Source organism: Actinoplanes sp. HUAS TT8, assembly GCF_051380535.1.
Taxonomy (GTDB): domain Bacteria; phylum Actinomycetota; class Actinomycetes; order Mycobacteriales; family Micromonosporaceae; genus Actinoplanes.
In genome coordinates, this window is the sequence record NZ_CP195646.1 from 5,061,567 (window position 1) to 5,077,186 (window position 15,620).

General features: G+C 71.1%; 12 protein-coding genes and 1 pseudogene. 4 read left to right on the forward strand and 9 right to left on the reverse strand.

Annotated elements, in window-relative coordinates; translation table 11 throughout:
- Positions 1-93 precede the first annotated feature (93 nt).
- The 6 genes from ACSHV8_RS22655 to ACSHV8_RS22680 are packed head-to-tail and all read right to left on the reverse strand — an operon-like array spanning position 94 to position 7,153.
- Entirely contained in the window at positions 94-2,064 is a 1,971-nt protein-coding gene (locus ACSHV8_RS22655) for a hypothetical protein (RefSeq protein ID WP_436535751.1), read from the reverse strand.
- On the reverse strand, positions 2,061-3,116 hold the full coding sequence (locus ACSHV8_RS22660) for a glycoside hydrolase family 130 protein (protein WP_436535752.1): 1,056 nt from the start codon (positions 3,114-3,116) through the stop codon (positions 2,061-2,063). Before ACSHV8_RS22660 ends, ACSHV8_RS22655 begins: the two co-directional genes overlap by 4 nt.
- Before the next feature lies 1 nt (position 3,117).
- Positions 3,118-3,948: a carbohydrate ABC transporter permease gene (locus ACSHV8_RS22665; protein ID WP_436535753.1), complete on the reverse strand. Its 831-nt coding sequence runs from the start codon at positions 3,946-3,948 to the stop codon at positions 3,118-3,120.
- A 1-nt stretch (position 3,949) separates the two neighbouring features.
- Positions 3,950-4,828, reverse strand: a complete 879-nt coding sequence (locus ACSHV8_RS22670) for a carbohydrate ABC transporter permease (RefSeq protein ID WP_436535754.1) — start codon at positions 4,826-4,828, stop codon at positions 3,950-3,952.
- Positions 4,825-6,111, reverse strand: coding sequence for an extracellular solute-binding protein (locus tag ACSHV8_RS22675; RefSeq protein WP_436535755.1), 1,287 nt, complete (start codon positions 6,109-6,111; stop codon positions 4,825-4,827). Before ACSHV8_RS22675 ends, ACSHV8_RS22670 begins: the two co-directional genes overlap by 4 nt.
- 19 nt (positions 6,112-6,130) lie before the next feature.
- On the reverse strand, positions 6,131-7,153 hold the full coding sequence (locus tag ACSHV8_RS22680; protein WP_436535756.1) for a LacI family DNA-binding transcriptional regulator: 1,023 nt from the start codon (positions 7,151-7,153) through the stop codon (positions 6,131-6,133).
- A 190-nt stretch (positions 7,154-7,343) separates the two neighbouring features.
- Between ACSHV8_RS22680 and ACSHV8_RS22685 the strand changes: the two genes are divergently transcribed.
- Positions 7,344-8,216, forward strand: a complete 873-nt coding sequence (locus tag ACSHV8_RS22685; RefSeq protein ID WP_436535757.1) for a universal stress protein — start codon at positions 7,344-7,346, stop codon at positions 8,214-8,216.
- A gap of 205 nt (positions 8,217-8,421) precedes the next feature.
- Positions 8,422-9,345: a universal stress protein gene (locus tag ACSHV8_RS22690; RefSeq protein ID WP_436535758.1), complete on the forward strand. Its 924-nt coding sequence runs from the start codon at positions 8,422-8,424 to the stop codon at positions 9,343-9,345.
- Here the strand turns inward: ACSHV8_RS22690 and ACSHV8_RS22695 are convergent.
- Together ACSHV8_RS22695 and ppdK are read right to left on the reverse strand one after the other, a co-directional pair.
- Positions 9,335-11,059 carry a GAF domain-containing protein gene (locus tag ACSHV8_RS22695; RefSeq protein WP_436535759.1) on the reverse strand — a complete coding sequence of 575 codons (1,725 nt, stop codon included), beginning with the start codon at positions 11,057-11,059 and terminating at the stop codon, positions 9,335-9,337. The genes ACSHV8_RS22690 and ACSHV8_RS22695 overlap by 11 nt on opposite strands.
- A gap of 120 nt (positions 11,060-11,179) precedes the next feature.
- A pseudogene (ppdK, locus tag ACSHV8_RS22700) lies at positions 11,180-13,791 on the reverse strand (pyruvate, phosphate dikinase).
- Between the two features lie 169 nt (positions 13,792-13,960).
- Between ppdK and ACSHV8_RS22705 the strand changes: the two are divergent.
- A complete protein-coding gene (locus ACSHV8_RS22705; protein WP_436535760.1) occupies positions 13,961-14,152 on the forward strand; it encodes a hypothetical protein in 192 nt (63 codons plus the stop codon).
- Positions 14,149-14,337 carry a DUF1918 domain-containing protein gene (locus tag ACSHV8_RS22710; RefSeq protein ID WP_436535761.1) on the forward strand — a complete coding sequence of 63 codons (189 nt, stop codon included), beginning with the start codon at positions 14,149-14,151 and terminating at the stop codon, positions 14,335-14,337. The genes ACSHV8_RS22705 and ACSHV8_RS22710 overlap by 4 nt, the downstream gene beginning before the upstream one ends.
- Positions 14,338-14,468: 131 nt before the next feature.
- Here the strand turns inward: ACSHV8_RS22710 and gap are convergent, their stop codons facing one another.
- The gene (gene gap / locus ACSHV8_RS22715) at positions 14,469-15,485 is read right to left on the reverse strand and encodes a type I glyceraldehyde-3-phosphate dehydrogenase (protein WP_436535762.1); all 1,017 of its coding nucleotides are present in this window, start codon (positions 15,483-15,485) and stop codon (positions 14,469-14,471) included.
- Positions 15,486-15,620 lie beyond the last annotated feature (135 nt).

Consider the following 15,620-nt stretch of genomic DNA (forward strand, 5'->3'; position numbering starts at 1 on the left):
GGCCGCCGCAACCTTGTCAAGACCGATCGTTCTATCTCGCAAACCGGCCGCCGGGTAGACGCCGGCCGGTCGGCAGCCGGCCGGCGTCACCCGTCAGCGACGGATCACGGTGAAACCCCCGGGCAGTACCACCGCACGGATACCCCGGCCGGTGGCGGTGGTTCGCAGGCGGCGGACGCCGGATGCGTCGTAGGTCTCGACGGTCGCCGGGCCGGTGCCGGGAACCGTGACCGTTGCCGTCCGCGGGTCCTGGGCCGCGCTGCGAAGCAGCGCCACCCCGGCCAGCACGTAGCGGGAGATCAGCGGCTCGACGATCACCGCGTCGAGCACCGCCTCGCCCCCGGCCGCCGTCGCCAGCAGATCGGTTGCGCCCGCGGGCACCTCGCCCGGCAGGGTGACCGGCAGCAACGCCCCCGGCGCCGGCGAGACACCCTGCGGACCGACGTCCCCGTGCCGCACCACGCCCAGCGACCGGCCGGTGCCGGACCAGCGGGTGACGGCCGCGCTGCCCGGCCGCAGATCGGCCACCGCAAGCACCAGCCGGGGCTGATCGGCCGCGGGCAGGGTGAAGCGGGCCGAGGCACCGGCCGGCAGGAGCGCGTACCGATCCCCGCTGAACTGGGACTCCCCGGTCCACGGCGACGGCGGGGTGACGATCGTGGCGCCCCCGGTCAGGGCCGCGGACTCGGCCTCGACGGTGGTCGCGCCGACCCGTTCGACGACGCGGCCCCGGGCGGCGAGGGCGGCCACGTCCGGATGCGCGTCGAGGGCGAGCATGCTGAGCAGGCCGTGGATGGTCGACTCGGCGCCCGCGTTGCGGTTGACGACGCCGTCGCCGGAGATGCCGTCCACCGTGCGTCCGGTCGCGGGGTCGTAGGCGGGCGTCCCGGCCGCGTTGGCGCCGAAGTACCACGCGGCCACGATGCCGGCCAGTTGACGGAAGCCGTCGCGGCCGGTGGCCGCGGCCACGGCGACCAGTGATTGGAGGCGCGAGTCCACGCCGTACGCGATCTGGGTCCGGTCGATGCGCGCGGGCAACCGGCCGTTGTCGGGACCGCCGGAGGTCAGCAGCCACGGTGTGAACACGGCCGAGTCGGTGGCCCCCGGGCGCACCAGGCGGTCGTCGCCGAGCACCTGGCCGGCGCGGGCGAGCGCGGCCGGCATCTGCGACGCCCAGGCGTGCCAGTCGGAGCCCGACAGCGCCCACGGCAGGATCGCGCCGAACGGCCATCGGCGCGCGTCTCCCCCGGCCATCGCGGCGATGCCGTCGGCCAGCTGCCGCAACGCCCGCCGGGCGACCGGTGTGCCGTGTCCGGTGGCGACGTAGGCGGCCAGCCCGAGGACCGCTTCGGCGCTGGCGTCGGCGCCGTCGACGATCAGCCACGCGGGCCGGCGCACGCCGTCGGCGAGCTGCCAGGTGCCGTACGCGGAAAGGTCTATCGCCTTGATCGCCCGATCGAGTCGCTGTTCGAGGAAGGTCGCGAAGTCCGGGTCGGCCAGGCGGAACGCGGCGTAGCCCTCGCCGAGCGCCCAGATGGCGCGGGCCAGCCAGTACGACGGCCCGCTGTCGGACGGGTCGGGCAGCTCGACCGGTTCGGGGCTGGGGTTGAGGGTGCCGTCGGGTTGCATCCACAGGACGAAGTAGCCGGAGCCGGCCGCCTGGAAGTAGGTCAGGCCGCGCAGCAGCTCGTAGGCGGCGGTCCGGCTGCGCGCCGATCCGGTCTGCCGCCAGTGCCGGAGGTAGACGATCGCGGCCCGCGCGATGTCGTCGGAGTTGAACGCGCCCTGGCCGTAGGTGTCGGTGGCCGGGTCGTAGGGTCCGCCGCCGATCCGCCGGTAGGCCCCGCTGGTGGTCGGTTCGGCGTAGGTCCAGAGCACGCCGATGCCGCTCGACGGCCGGTACGTGGTGTGACCGGCCTGCACCGGCGGAACCACGCTGTCGCGCAGGAAGTCGAGGTGGGCGGTGTTGGTCAGCCGCGTGGGCGCGGCGAAGCTCGGTGCCGGGCTCAGCAGCGGCGCGGCCAGGGCGGCGCCCCCGCCCAGCAGTACGGTCCGGCGGTTCACGGGACACGGTCCAGGCGGGCGACACCGATCCGGCTGTCGGCCATGCCGTAGAAGACGTAGTGGACGTCGTCGATCTGCTCGATGGCCGTGGGGAACACGACGTTGGGCACGTTGCCCGTGCGCTCACCGATCGTCTCGGGTACGAAGATCGGCTCGGTGGTGCGATCGAGCACGTGGCTCGGGTCGTCCGGGTCGAGCAGCATCGCCCCTGCCGCGTACGTCACCTTTTGTCCTTTCGGGTCGAAGCCGGGCGGGATGTAACCGGTGACCCCGTGATGGATCAGCAGCCAGCCCTCGGGCACTCGCAGCGGCGGTGGTCCGGCGCCGATCTTCAGTTCCTCATAGGGAAATCGGGGCATCGCCACGCAACGGTGATTGCGCAGCCGGACCAGCGCGGTGATGTCGGCCTCGACCTCCTCGGTGGGCACGTACGAGATCCAGATCCCGGCCCGCTCGTCGGCGATCCCGGCCGGCAGGTGCACGCCCTCCCCCGGCCGGAACCAGCCCAGATCCCACATCGGGCGGTGGATCATCGCGTAGCTCGGGCGCCCGTCCGGGTCGGGCACCGGCTCGGGGAAGAACACCGCGTCCTTGTTCGGGAACAGGTTGAGGTCGGTGTCCAGGTCGGGCTGGTAGGTGAACTGCACCGGGCCGAGCCGCTGCCACGACAACAGGTCATCGGAGACGGCCAGCGCGAGCCGGGGCCCGAGCGGCCCGAACGCCACGTACGTCATGAGGTGCCGGCCGAGGCTCGGCACCCAGGTCGTGCGGGGATCCTCCACGCCGGCGTTGTTGCGTCCGCGCTCCCAGCCCTCGTCGGGGGCGAGCACCACGCCCTGGCGGCGCACCCCCACGGGCACACCGTCCTCGATCTCGACCTCGGCGAGTCCGACGCGCGAGACGTTGCCGGGGGCCACCAGGCGCGGCAGCAGGAACAGGCGCCCGTCGGGGGTTCGCCCGCTGGCCGGGTTGAGAACGCCCTCGGCCTCCAGCGGGTCACGGCTGTCGGGCGTCATGACGACGCCGACCCGGGTCAGGGTGTAGGGAACCATGTCAGCCTTTCACGCCGGAGCCGATGTCGGTGGAGATGAACTGCCGCTGGAACGCCACGAACAGCGCGACCGCCGGGGCGGCCAGCACGCACGCGCCGGCCAGGATGGCGCCGAACGGGTTGGCCGCCCGCGCCGACACGTTGCTGATGTAGTTGGCCAGCGAGACCGCCAGGGGCTGCATGTCGGCGTTCTTGGTGACCAGGAACGGCCACAGGAACTCGTTCCACGGGCCGATGAAGGTCAGCAGCATCGCGGTGAGCAGGGCCGGGCGCACCAGCGGCAACGCCACCGACCAGAGGATCCGCACCTCGCCGGCGCCGTCGAGCCGGGCTGCGGCGAACAATTCGTCGGGCAGCTGCAGGAAGAACTGCCGGAAAATGAAGACCGCGGTGGTGTTGATGGCGAACGGCAGGATCATGCCCAGGTAGTTGTCGGCCAGCCCGTAGCCGCGCACGATCAGCACGTACAGCGGGATCAGCAGCAGCTGGAACGGGATCACCTGGACCAGCAGCACGAGCACGAACAGGGTGCCGCGCCCGCGGAAACGCAGCCGGGCCAGGGCGTACCCGGCGAGCACGCCGAACACGACCGTGCCGAGCAGCACGCCGCCGGTGAAGATGCCGGAGTTGACCAGCGAGCGCACCAGATCGACCCGCGAGTTGATGTCCCGGTAGTTGCCCAGGGTCAGCCCGGAGGTCGGGAACGCGCCGCGCACCGAGGTGTCCGGCGCGGACTGCAACGAGCCGATCAGCATGTAGTAGAACGGGAACAGGAAGATCAGTGCGCCCAGGAAGAGCAGAACATAGCGCATCGCCGCAGGCCAGCGACCCATGTCAGTCCTTCCCTTCGATGAAACGACGATTGACGTACGCGACGAGCAGCACCCCGATCACGAGCAGCACCCCGAGAGCGGCCGCGAAGTCGGGCTCGCCCTGCTGGATGCCGCGCTGGTACATGACCAGCACCGGTGACGCCGACGCGCCGTTCGGGCCGCCCCCGCCGGTGAGCAGGTAGGGCTCGGTGAACAGGTTGGCGCCGGTGATCAGGGCCAGGATCACCACCAGCGCGGTCGCCGGTCGGACGGCCGGCACGGTCACCGACCAGAACCGGTGCCAGCCGTTGGCGCCGTCGACCGAGGCCGACTCGTAGAGTTCCTTGGGCACGTTCTGCAGCGCGGCCAGGTAGAGCAGGATGAAGAAGCCGAGCTGCTTCCAGGTGACGAAGAACGCGATGACCGGCATGGCCAGGTGGTCGTTGACCAGCCAGGACGGGTCGGGGGCGAGCGGACCCAGGACGGTGTTGACCAGGCCGCCGGAGTTGAACAGGAACAGCCACACCCCGACCACGGCGACGCTCGCGGTCACGTAGGGCACGTAGAACGAGACCCGCAGGAAGGTCCGGGCGTGCACCGCCTGGTTGAGCGCGACCGCCAGCACCAGCGCCAGCGCGGCGGTCAGCGGGACGTTGATGACCAGGAAGACCAGGATGTTGCCGAACGCCTGCCGGACCGCCGGGTCGGCCACCACCGCCCGGTAGTTGTCCAGCCCGACGAACGGGTGGTCGACGATCGCCCCGGGCGCGGCGAAGAAGTAGTCGTGGAAGCTCATCCAGATCGAGAACCCGAACGGGTACGCGAAGATGACGGCGAGATAGAGCACGTACGGCGCGGAGAGGATCAGCCCCACCGGGTGCCGGCCGAGCAGGGCCTTCATGATCCGCTGGCGAGCTGGTCGACCTTCTGGGCAGCGCCGGCGAAGGCGTCGGTCACGGGCTGCTTACCGAAGATCACCGACTGGGAGTACGCGTCCCGGAACGCCTGCCAGATGGCCACCGAGTTCGGCACGTTGGGCACTTCCACGGTGCGCGCGGCCTGGTCGGCGAACTGCTTGTAGGCCGGATTCTTGGTGAAGTAGTCGGGGTAGGCGGTCGGCAGATCCTTGCGCAGCGGCATCTGACCGGTCGCGTCGAGCAGCTTGCCGTCCTGCTCCTGACTGGTCGCGAACTTCATCACTTCCCAGGCGGTGGCCCGGTTCTGGCAGGCGCTGTACATCGCCACGTTCTTGGCGTCGCTGAACGTCCGGATCTGATCGGCCGGCTTGCCGGTGGAGGTCGGCACCGGCACGGCACCCCACTTCACCTTGTCGCCGTACACCTTGATGGCCCACGGGCCGACGATCGCCATGGCGGCCTTCTGGTCGGCGAACGAGTCACCGTTGTACGTCTCCTTGGGCGCCAGGCCCTCGTCGTACAGCGTCTTCCAGAACGCGGCGACAGCCTGCCCCTGCGGGGAGTTGAACTGCGCCTTGCCGTCCTTGACCAGCTGCTGGCCGTCGGTCTCGGCCGCGAACAACGGGTAGAAGTCGAACCAGGACTGGAAGAACTCGCTGCTCGGCGCCGGATAGATCGCGGACGGCGCGGCCCCGGACGACTTGATCTTCCGGGCGGCGGTCATGAAATCGGCGTACGTCGTCAGGGTTGGTTTTTCGGGGTCGAGCCCGGCCTTGGCGAAGATGTCCTTGTTGTAGAAGATCATGACCGGGTTCGATTTCCACGGCATCTGGTAGAACTTGCCGTCGGCCGACTTGTACTGCTGCGCGGTGTCCCCGGTGCGGTCGCTGATGTACTGCGCGCCGCCGGCGAAGGAGTCGAGCGCGACCAGTCCGCCCTGCTTCTGGAACTGCGGCACGGCGGCCGGCGCGGTGTTGAAGATCAGGCAGGGCGCGTTGCCGGCGGTGATCGCGGCGCCGATGACCTCCTCCGAGCTCTTGCCGGCCGGGATCTCCTGCGCGGTGATCTTCTGGTCGGCGTGCTGACCGTTCCAGGCGTCGACCATGGCCTTGCCCCAGGCCAACTCCTCCTGGTTGTTGGAGAGCCAGACGGTGATCGGGCCGGTGGCGGCGTTGGCCTGCTCGGCGTTGCCGCCGCCGCTGCCGTCGCAGCCGGCCGTGAGGGTGAGGGAGACGACGAGAAGGGCCGCTGGGAACGTGCGTTTCATGGGCTTCTCCGTTCCGGTCTTACGGGGGTGGAGGCGCGGTGGACGCGCGGATCATCAGTTGGCCGGCGGGCACCGGGACATCGCCGGCCCGCCCGCTCTCGATGAGGTCGAGCAGGACTTGCGCCGCTTCGCGACCCCAGAGGTACGGGTCGGTGCGCACGCTGGTGAGCGCGGGGCTGACATACCCCGCCAGCTCGGTGTCGTCGAAGCCGGTGACCGACAGTTGCGCCGGGACGGCCAGGCCGTACTCGTGGGCGACAGCCAGCCCGGCGATGGCCATCAGGTCGTTGGCGTAGACGATCGCGGTCGGACGGTCGCCGGCGGCGAGCAGCGTGCGGGTGGCCGCCGCCCCGCCGGCCGCCGAGAAGTCGGCCTCCACCACCGGGCCGGCCGGCAGCCCGGCCTCGGCCAGGGCCTGCGCGAACGCCTGGGCCCGGCGCGACCCGTGCAGGAAGTGGGCCGGCCCGGCGACGTGCGCGATCCGCCGGTGACCGAGTTCGGCCAGGTGCCGCACGGCGGCAGTGATGCCGGGCCGGTCCTCGACCAGCACGGCCGGGAAACCGCTGGGCACGTCCGGCCGGGCGATGGAGACGGCCGGCAGGCCGAGCCGGTCCATCAGCTCGATCCGCGGGTCGACGACCCGCAGATCGAGCAGGAACACCCCGTCGACCCGGCCGGCGTCGGCCAGCCGCCGATAGCCCGCCTCCTCCTCGGCCTCGGGCACGACCTGCAGGACCAGGGCCTGCCCCCGGTCGGAGAGGGTGCGCTCGACACCGGCGATGAAGGCCGGGAAGAACGGGTCGGCGCCGAGCAGTTCGGGCTCGCGGGCGAGGACCAGGCCCACGGCGAACGAACGGGAGACCGACAGGGCACGAGCCTTGGTGCTGGGCGTCCAGCCGAGCTCACGCGCGGCGGCCAGAATCCGCGCGCGGGTCTCCTTGGCGACGCCGGGACGGCCGTTGAGCGCGAACGAGACAGTGCCCTTGGAGACTCCGGCGGCGCGAGCCACGTCCCGGATGGTCGGCCTGTCCTGCCTGCTCATCGCACCGTCCCCGAGTTACTAAACCGGTTTGAACTCGAACATAGACCCGCTTCGAAACTTGCACAAACGCAGGGAACGATGCGCACTCGGCAGTTGCTCCGGGACTTCCGGCCCGCGGCATCGGGCTCTGCTGCCCTGCATCGCGGCATCGACCGGATTCGACCATGGAAGGGAGATGAAGGAGCTGGCCATGCAGACCAGAAGCATCGTCGTCGGCACCGACGGCACGGAAACGAGCGGCGCCGCCGTGGAATGGGCGGCCCGGGAGGCGCAGCGGCGCGGGCTGACGCTGAGGATCGTGCACGCCTTCGACTGGGACTGGCGCGATTCCCGGTTCGAAGTCGGCACCGAGTTCGTCGACCTCGCCCGTCAGCAGGCCGACGCGGTCATGGCGGCTGCGGTCGAGCGCGTCCATCGGGTCGCGCCCGGGCTCGCCATCCAGACCTTCGCGCTGATCGGTCACGCCGTACCGCGGCTGCTCGAATCTGCTCGCACCGCACAACTGCTGGTCCTCGGCGGTCGCGGCCGTGGCGGGTTCACCGGCATGCTGCTCGGCTCGACCAGTCAGCGGCTCGCCCTGCACGCCTCGTGCCCGGTCGTGGTGATCGGCGACCAGCCCGGGGTCGCCGACGGTCCGATCGCCGCCGGGGTCGACGACTCACCCAGCGCCGACCTGGTCCTGGAGACCGCCTTCAGCGCCGCGGCCGGGCAGGGCTGCCCGATCACCGTCGTGCGCGCCTACGCGCCGGTGATCCCGGCCTGGCTGGCCGCCGACCAACCGCCCACGGTGGACACGCCGCAACAGCACGCCGCCGAGCTCGCCCACATCGATGAGCAGCTGGCCCCGTGGCGGTCGAAGTTCCCGGACGTGCCGGTCGAGGTGGCGCTGTCACACGACAGCCCGCCGGCCGCACTGGTCGAGGCGTCACGCACGGCCCGGCTGATCGTCGTCGGCACCCACGGGCACGGGCCCGTCTCCGGCAGCCTGGTCGGCTCGACGAGCCTGCAGCTGCTGCACCACGCGGCCTGCCCGGTCCAGATCACCCGCCGGCTCCCGGACTGAGAACCGACGCCCGACAGCACATCGCACCAGGCCGCGAGGATCGGCCTGGTGCGACCTGCTTCACCCCCCGCTGTCACGATCGCACTCCCTTCTGCCTCACCTCTATGGTCGGCCGAGCACACGCCGTGAGTCAGTGCCGGACGACTCCCCCACCGCGGACCCCTGGCCGTGTCGTCGTACAGCGATTGCGTCATACGGTGCAGTCATGGACAAAGCCCTCGCGTCAGAAGACCACAGCACCGTCGTGGTCGGCGTCGACGGCGCTCTGACCAGCACGGTCACCGTCGACCTGGCCGTGGCTGAGGCGACCCGCCGCTCCGCACGACTGTTGATCGTCCACGCCTGGCCCGGGCACTATCGCGGCCAGTTCCGGCTCCGGGGCGCGCATCACCGGGAGGCCGAAGGCGCACGTTTGCTGGATCTCGCCGCCAAGCGCGCCATCGGCAGCGAGCCCGGTCTGACCGTCGAGACCGAGCTGCGGGCCGGTATCCCGGGCGAGGTGCTGGCCGACTGCTCCGGACGGGCCGGGCTGCTCGTACTCGGTCACCGGGACACACAGCTGAGCCGCCCGGACTGGGGCTCGACCGCCCGAGCGCTCGCCCTGACCTGCCGGTCGCCGTTGCTGGTGCACCGCGGACGGGCCGGGGGACGCGGGCCGATCGTCGTCGGCGTCTCGGGACGACCGGGCGAGGCTTCCCTGGGGTACGCGTTCACACAGGCCGCGGTGGCCGGCGCCGACCTGATCGCGGTCCATGCATGGCATCGCCCGGCCGACCGGCAGCAACAACACCCGTTCCCGGTGACGAGCAACGACCCCCGGCCCGGCACGGTCGCCGAGCCGCTGGTGGCCGCCCTCATCGCCTGGTCCTGGCGGTTGCCTCAGGTCACCGCTCACCCCCTGGTCGTACCGGACCTGGACGCGCCGTACACCCTGAACCGGGCGTCACGGCGAGCCCGGCTGCTGGTGGCCGGCATCGGCGGGCGCGGCGAGCTGACCGGTCTCATCGCTGCGCCGGTCAGCTCGCCGGGCGGCCGCCTGGGGCCGTGTCCGGTGCTACTGGTCCCACCGGCCTGGCCGGTACGGCTACCGCCGGCGGCCGCAGTGGCGTCCGCCGCGATCAGCCCGTGACCGGCACGCGCCAGGTCACCACCGTGCCGCCACCACCGGGACCGGGACCGAGCTCGAAGACCCCGCCGAGATCCTCGGCCCGTCCGCGCACGTTGGCCAGGCCGCCCCGGGCCTGCGCCGGGTCCGTGCCCACCCCGTCGTCCTCGACGCAGAGCACGATCTGGCCGGTGCTCGCGGTCACCGACACCCGGGCGCTCGACGCCTCGGCATGCCGGGCGACGTTGGACAGCAGCTCGCGCAGGACGGCCAGCAGATCGGGCACGACGTCGTCGGGGACGGCGCTGTCCAACGGACCGTTGGTGTCCAGGGTGGGCCGGAAGCCGAGGCTCTCGTCGGCCGCCGCCACCACCTCACGGATCTCGCCACGCAGTGACGGGCCGACCGGGGCACGCAGTTCGAAGATGGACCGGCGGATGTCCCGTATGGTCGCGTCGAGGTCGTCGACCGCAGCGTTGAGCCGCTTGACCGCGTCCGGGCGGGTCACCTGGTGCATCGTGGCCTGCAGCTGCATACCGGTGGCGAACAACCGCTGGATCACCACGTCGTGCAGGTCCCGCGCGATCCGCTCACGGTCCTCGAGCACCGCCAGCTGCCGGCGCTCCTCCTGGGCCCGCGCTCGCTGCAGGGCCAGGGCAGCCTGCCCGGCGAAGGTGGACAGCAGCACGGCGTCTTCCTCCGTGCTCACCTGGCCCACGGGCTGAGTGACGATCAGGACGCCCTGCAGCGCGTCGACGCTGGTCAGTGGCGCCGCCAGCGCCGGCACGGCCGGAACCTCACCGGGCCACTCGGTGACCGCGCGCAGATTCTCCACCGCACGGTAGCTCTCCTGACCGAACTCGACGACGGCCGCCCGATCGACCGGCACGAGCTGCCCGACCAGCCGGGAACAGTGCGGATCCGCGCCCTCGGCCACCTCGATGGTGTACCGGCTGTTCGGTTCGTCGTAGAGCATGACCAGGACGAGCTCGGCGGCGGCCACCTCGCGGGCCCGGCGGGCGATCAGGCGCAGCGCCTCGGTGCGCTGTACCGGGCCGAGCAGCACGCTGGTGATCTCGGCGGTCGCCGCCAGCCAGCGTTCGCGCCGCTGGGCCAGCTCGTACAGCCGGGCGTTGTCGATGGCGATACCCGCGGCCGCGGCCAGGGCGATCACGATCTCCTCGTCGTCGTCGGTGAACTCGGCCGCCTCCTGTTTCTCGGCCAGATAGAGGTTGCCGAAGATCTGCTCGCGGATGCGGACCGGGACGCCGAGGAAGCTGTGCATCGGTGGATGGTTCGGCGGGAAGCCGAACGAGTTCGGATGCTTCCGGATGTCCGGCAGCCGGACCGGGTGCGGGTCGGTGATCAGCAGACCGAGCACGCCCCGCCCGTGCGGCAGGTCGCCGATCCCGGCGTGGGTGGCGGCGTCGATCCCGTGGGTGATGAAGTCGGAGAGGCTGCCGTGATCGGGTGCCAGCACACCCAGGGCACCGTATCTCGCACCGGCCAGGGCGCACGCCGCCTCCACGATGCGCCGCAGGGTGCTGCGCAGGTCGAGGTCGGTGCCGATGCCGACAACCGCGTCCAGCAGCGCACGCAGCCGCTCGCGGCTGGTCACGACGTCGCCGACCCGGTCGAGCATCTCCTGCAACAGCTCGTCCAGCCGGACCCGCGAGAGCGGAGAGAGCCCCAGGGACGGCGGTTCCGGTCGCTCGCCCCCGGCCGTCTGCTCGACCATGCCGTCAGCCTAGTAGTGCGAGTGCCACGCCGGAACGGGCCTGCTGAACCTCCTCATCCGCCATGCATCCGGGGCGGCCGGCACCGGCCGCCCCGGGAATGTCGCGCTCATTGCCCGCGTCTATCGGCTGTCCGAGCCGGCGGTGCCGGTCACCGCGGCCCGGCCGGCCTCCAGCCGGGCGACCGGCACCCGGAACGGCGAGCATGACACGTAGTCCAGGCCCGCCTCGTGGAAGAACCGCACCGAGGCGGGTCACCGCCGTGCTCACCGCAGACGCCCACGGTCAGGCCCGGTCGCGCGGCCCGGCCACGCTCGACCGCGATCCGGACCAGCTCGCCGACGCCGTCAGGGTCGATGGTCTCGAACGGCGAGGACGCGAAGACACCCAATTCCAGGTAGCGTCCGAAGAACGCGCCCTCCACGTCGTCACGCGAGAAACCCCAGGTCATCTGCGTGAGATCGTTGGTTCCGAAGGAAAAGAACTCGGCGGCCGTGGCGATCTGCCCAGCGGTCAGCGCGGCCCGGGGCACCTCGATCATGGTGCCGATCCGGATCGGCGGCGCACCGGGCACCGAGGCGAGGATCGAAACGGCTTCGGCCCGTACGATCTCCAGCTCCTGAATCGTGCCGACCAACGGCACCATGATCTCCGGCCGTGGGTCGCCGCCGGCCTCGACCCGGGCCGCGGCGGCCTGCGCGACCGCGCGGACCTGCATCGCGAACAGCCCGGGGATCACCAGGCCCAGTCGCACACCACGCAGTCCCAGCATCGGATTCGATTCATGCATCCGACGTACGGCGTTGAGCAGCACTCCGGCGTGCCCGGCATCCTGGCCGAGCGCGTCGGCCCGGGCGACCCGCGCGGTCAGCTCCTCCAGTGGCGGCAGGAACTCGTGCAGCGGCGGGTCGATCAGCCGGATCGTCACCGGCAGCCCGTCCATCTGCTCGAACAGCTGCTCGAAGTCGGCTCGTTGCAGCGGCAGCAGCGCCGCCAGCGCGTCGCCGCGCTCAGCGTCGGACTCGGCCAGGATCAGCCGCTCGACCAGCACCCGGCGATCGCCCAGGAACATGTGCTCGGTGCGGCACAGGCCGACCCCGGTCGCACCGAACCGGCGGGCCCGGGCAGCGTCTGCACCGGTGTCGGCGTTGGCATGCACCCCGAGCCGGGCGACGTGGTCGGCGTGCGTCATCAGTCGTTCGATCGCGGAGAGCAGCGGGTCGCCGTACGCGATCAATTCGCCCTCGAAGAAGCGCACCACCTTGGAAGGGTGCACCGGCACCGGACCGGGATAGACCCGGCCGGTCGCGCCGTCGATCGAGATCACCTCGCCGGCCCGCACGACCCGGTCACCGACGGTGAACGAGTCGGCGCCGATCCGCACCTGCTCGGCGCCGCAGACACAGGTCTTGCCCATGCCCCGGGCGACGACCGCGGCGTGCGAGGTCTTGCCGCCGCGGGCGGTCAGGATGCCCTGAGCAGCGATCATGCCGGGCAGGTCGTCGGGGTTGGTCTCCCGGCGCACGAGGATGACCGGGCCGTCGGCGGCCGCGGCGGCAGCCGAGTCGAAGACCACCGCGCCGACCCCGGCCCCCGGCGACGCCGGCACGCCGACGGTCATCGGGGCCGGCGCGGCGCTCTCGTCGAAGCTGGGGAACATCAGCTGGGCCAACTGCTCGCCGGTGACCCGCCGCAGTGCCTCATCGAGGGTGATCACGCCCTCGTCGACCAGTTGCGCGGCGATCACGAAGGCGGCCGCCGGAGTTCGTTTTCCGACCCGGGTCTGCAGCATCCACAGCTTGCCGTGCTCGATGGTGAACTCGATGTCGCACAGGTCGCGGTAGCGCTCCTCGAGCCGCTCCATGATCGACAGCAGTTGCGCATAGCTCGCAGGATCCACGTCGGCCAGCTCGTGCAGCGACAGCGTGTTGCGGATCCCGGCGACCACGTCCTCGCCCTGGGCGTTGCGCAGGTAGTCGCCGTAGCTGCCGCGCCGGCCGGTGGCCGGGTCACGGGTGAACGCCACGCCGGTACCGGAGTCGTCGCCCCGGTTGCCGAAGACCATCGCCATCACGTTGACCGCGGTACCCAGGTCCTGCGGGATGCGCTCCTGCCGGCGGTAGAGCACGGCCCGGTCGGCGTTCCAGGACCGGAAGACCGCGCCGATGGCCAGGAACAGCTGCTCGTGCGGCGCCTGCGGGAAGACCCGCCCGGTGTGGGCCTCGAACACCTTCTGATAGACCCGGACGAGGTCCTGCGGCTCCGACGCCGATTCCGCGTCGAACGCCTCGGCCGGCACGTCGAACACCGTGCGCCCGAACATCTGGATCAGCCGGCGGTAGGAGTCCCAGGCGAACCTCTCGTCACCGCTCTGGCGGGCCAGGCCGAGCACGCTGCGGTCGTTGAGCCCGATGTCCAGGATCGTCTCCATCATCCCGGGCATCGAGAACTTGCCGCCCGAGCGGACGGAGAGCAGCAGCGGGTCGTCCGGGTCGCCGAACGACTTGCCGAGCCCGGCCTGCATGGCCTGCAGGTGATCCTCCACCTCGCTGAGCAGGCCGGCCGGCATCGCACCGAGACGAAGATAGGCACGGCACGCCTCGGTGCTGATGGTGAAGCCGGGCGGCACGGGCAGACCCATCCGGGTCATCTCGGCGAGGTTGGCACCCTTGCCACCGAGCAGGTCCTTGAGGTCCTTGTTGCCGTCGCCGAAGTCGTACACGTATCCAGACACTTGAATCCCACCCTCACTCCCTCGCGATCTGTGTTCCTCCTTCCTTGCTAGTCCCCACGCGGCCTCGCCCAGTAGGGCCGTCGGCCCGCACAGGCGGGTCCTGAAGCCCTGTCCCGGCCGTCCTCGCCGGCGTCCGATGGGAGTAGGACCGGAAAGGAGGCCCGTAATCATGAGACAGAAGAAGATCGTCATCGGATTCGACGGCTCGTCCAGCGCCCACGCCGCCCTGGTCTGGGGGTTGGACGAGGCGAGTCGTACCGGCGCCGGGCTGCTGGGCTCGATCAGCCGGAAGTTGCTGCGCCAAGCGGACTGCCCGGTCGCCATCGTGCACGACCTGAGCGAGACAGGAGAGGCTTCATGATGGCCAAGGCCGGGGACCGGATCGTCATCGAGGTGGAGGGCCCGCACGGCTATCGGCGGGAGGGGCTGATCACGGTGGTGGGCCGGATCGACGGGCATCCGCCCTACCAGGTGCGGTGGCTGGACAACGACCACACCACGCTGATCTTCCCAGGTCCGACCGCCCGGATCGAACCGACGCCCTGAGACGCCGCCGACCTTCCGGCAGCTCGCCGCTCGTCGAGGTCCAGGTGATCCCGTCCGGCACCGGTAGACGGGCCGCGGTGGACGAGACGAAGGCCGGCGTCCGAGGGGTGCCGGCCGTCAGCTCGGTGATCTCATTCCTGAGCCGCTGCCATCTGCCTGGTCAGGTCCACGAGCCGGTTGGTGTAACCCCACTCGTTGTCGTACCAGCCGAAGACCTTGGCCACCTTGCCCTGCGCCTGTGTCAAACGGGCGTCGAAGACGCACGAGGCCGGATCACCGATGACGTCGGAGGAGACGAGCGGCGCTTCGGTGTAGCGGATGATGCCCCGCATGGACCCGGCCGCCGCGGCCGCGACCGCCTCGTTGATCTGTTCCGCCGTGGCCGGCCGGATCAGGGTCAGGGTGAGGTCGCTGATCGAGCCGTCGACCACCGGCACCCGCAGGGCCACTCCGTCCAGCTTGCCGGCCAGTTCCGGCAGGACCAGGCCGACCGCCTTGGCGGCGCCGGTGCTGGTCGGGATGATGTTGACCGCGGCCGCCCGCGCCCGGCGCGGATCCTTGTGCGGCGCGTCCAGCACGTTCTGGTCATTGGTGTAGGCGTGCACGGTGGTCAGGTAGCCCAGCTCGATCCCGAACGCCTCGTGCAGCACCCTGACCAGCGGAGCCACGCAGTTGGTGGTGCACGACGCGGCCGACACGATCTGGTGGTGGTCCGGGTCGTAGCTGTCCGCGTTGACGCCCGGCACCAGCGTGGCGTCGACGTTCTTGCCCGGCGCCGAGATCAGCACCCGGCCGGCGCCTGCCTTCAGGTGCAACGCGGCATCGTCACGGCTACGCAGCCGGCCGGTCGCCTCGATCACCAGGTCAACACCCAGGTCACTCCAGGGCAACGCGTCGGGGGTGCGTTCGGCGAACGTCGGGATCCGATGCCAGCCGACGATCAGCTGGTCGTCGTCGTGCCCGACCTCGGCATCCAGCCGAGCGAACGTGGAGTCGTACTCCAGCAGGTGCGCCAGGGTCGCCGCGTCGTACAGGTCGTTGATCGCCACCACCTGCAGGCCGCTGTTGGCCATGTCTTTCGCGCTCAGGCGGCGCAGGTAGTTGCGGCCGATCCGGCCGAAACCGTTGATCGCGATGCGGTAGGTCATCGTCGTCCTCCCCTTCGTCTCTCCCTTCAGCCTGGTCCGGGAACCGGCCCGGGGGCAGAGACGAAGGTCCCGGACAGCCGGGGCACCACCTGGGACCTCTGGCCGTTGCCCGCTTGCCCGGCCGGGTGAACGATG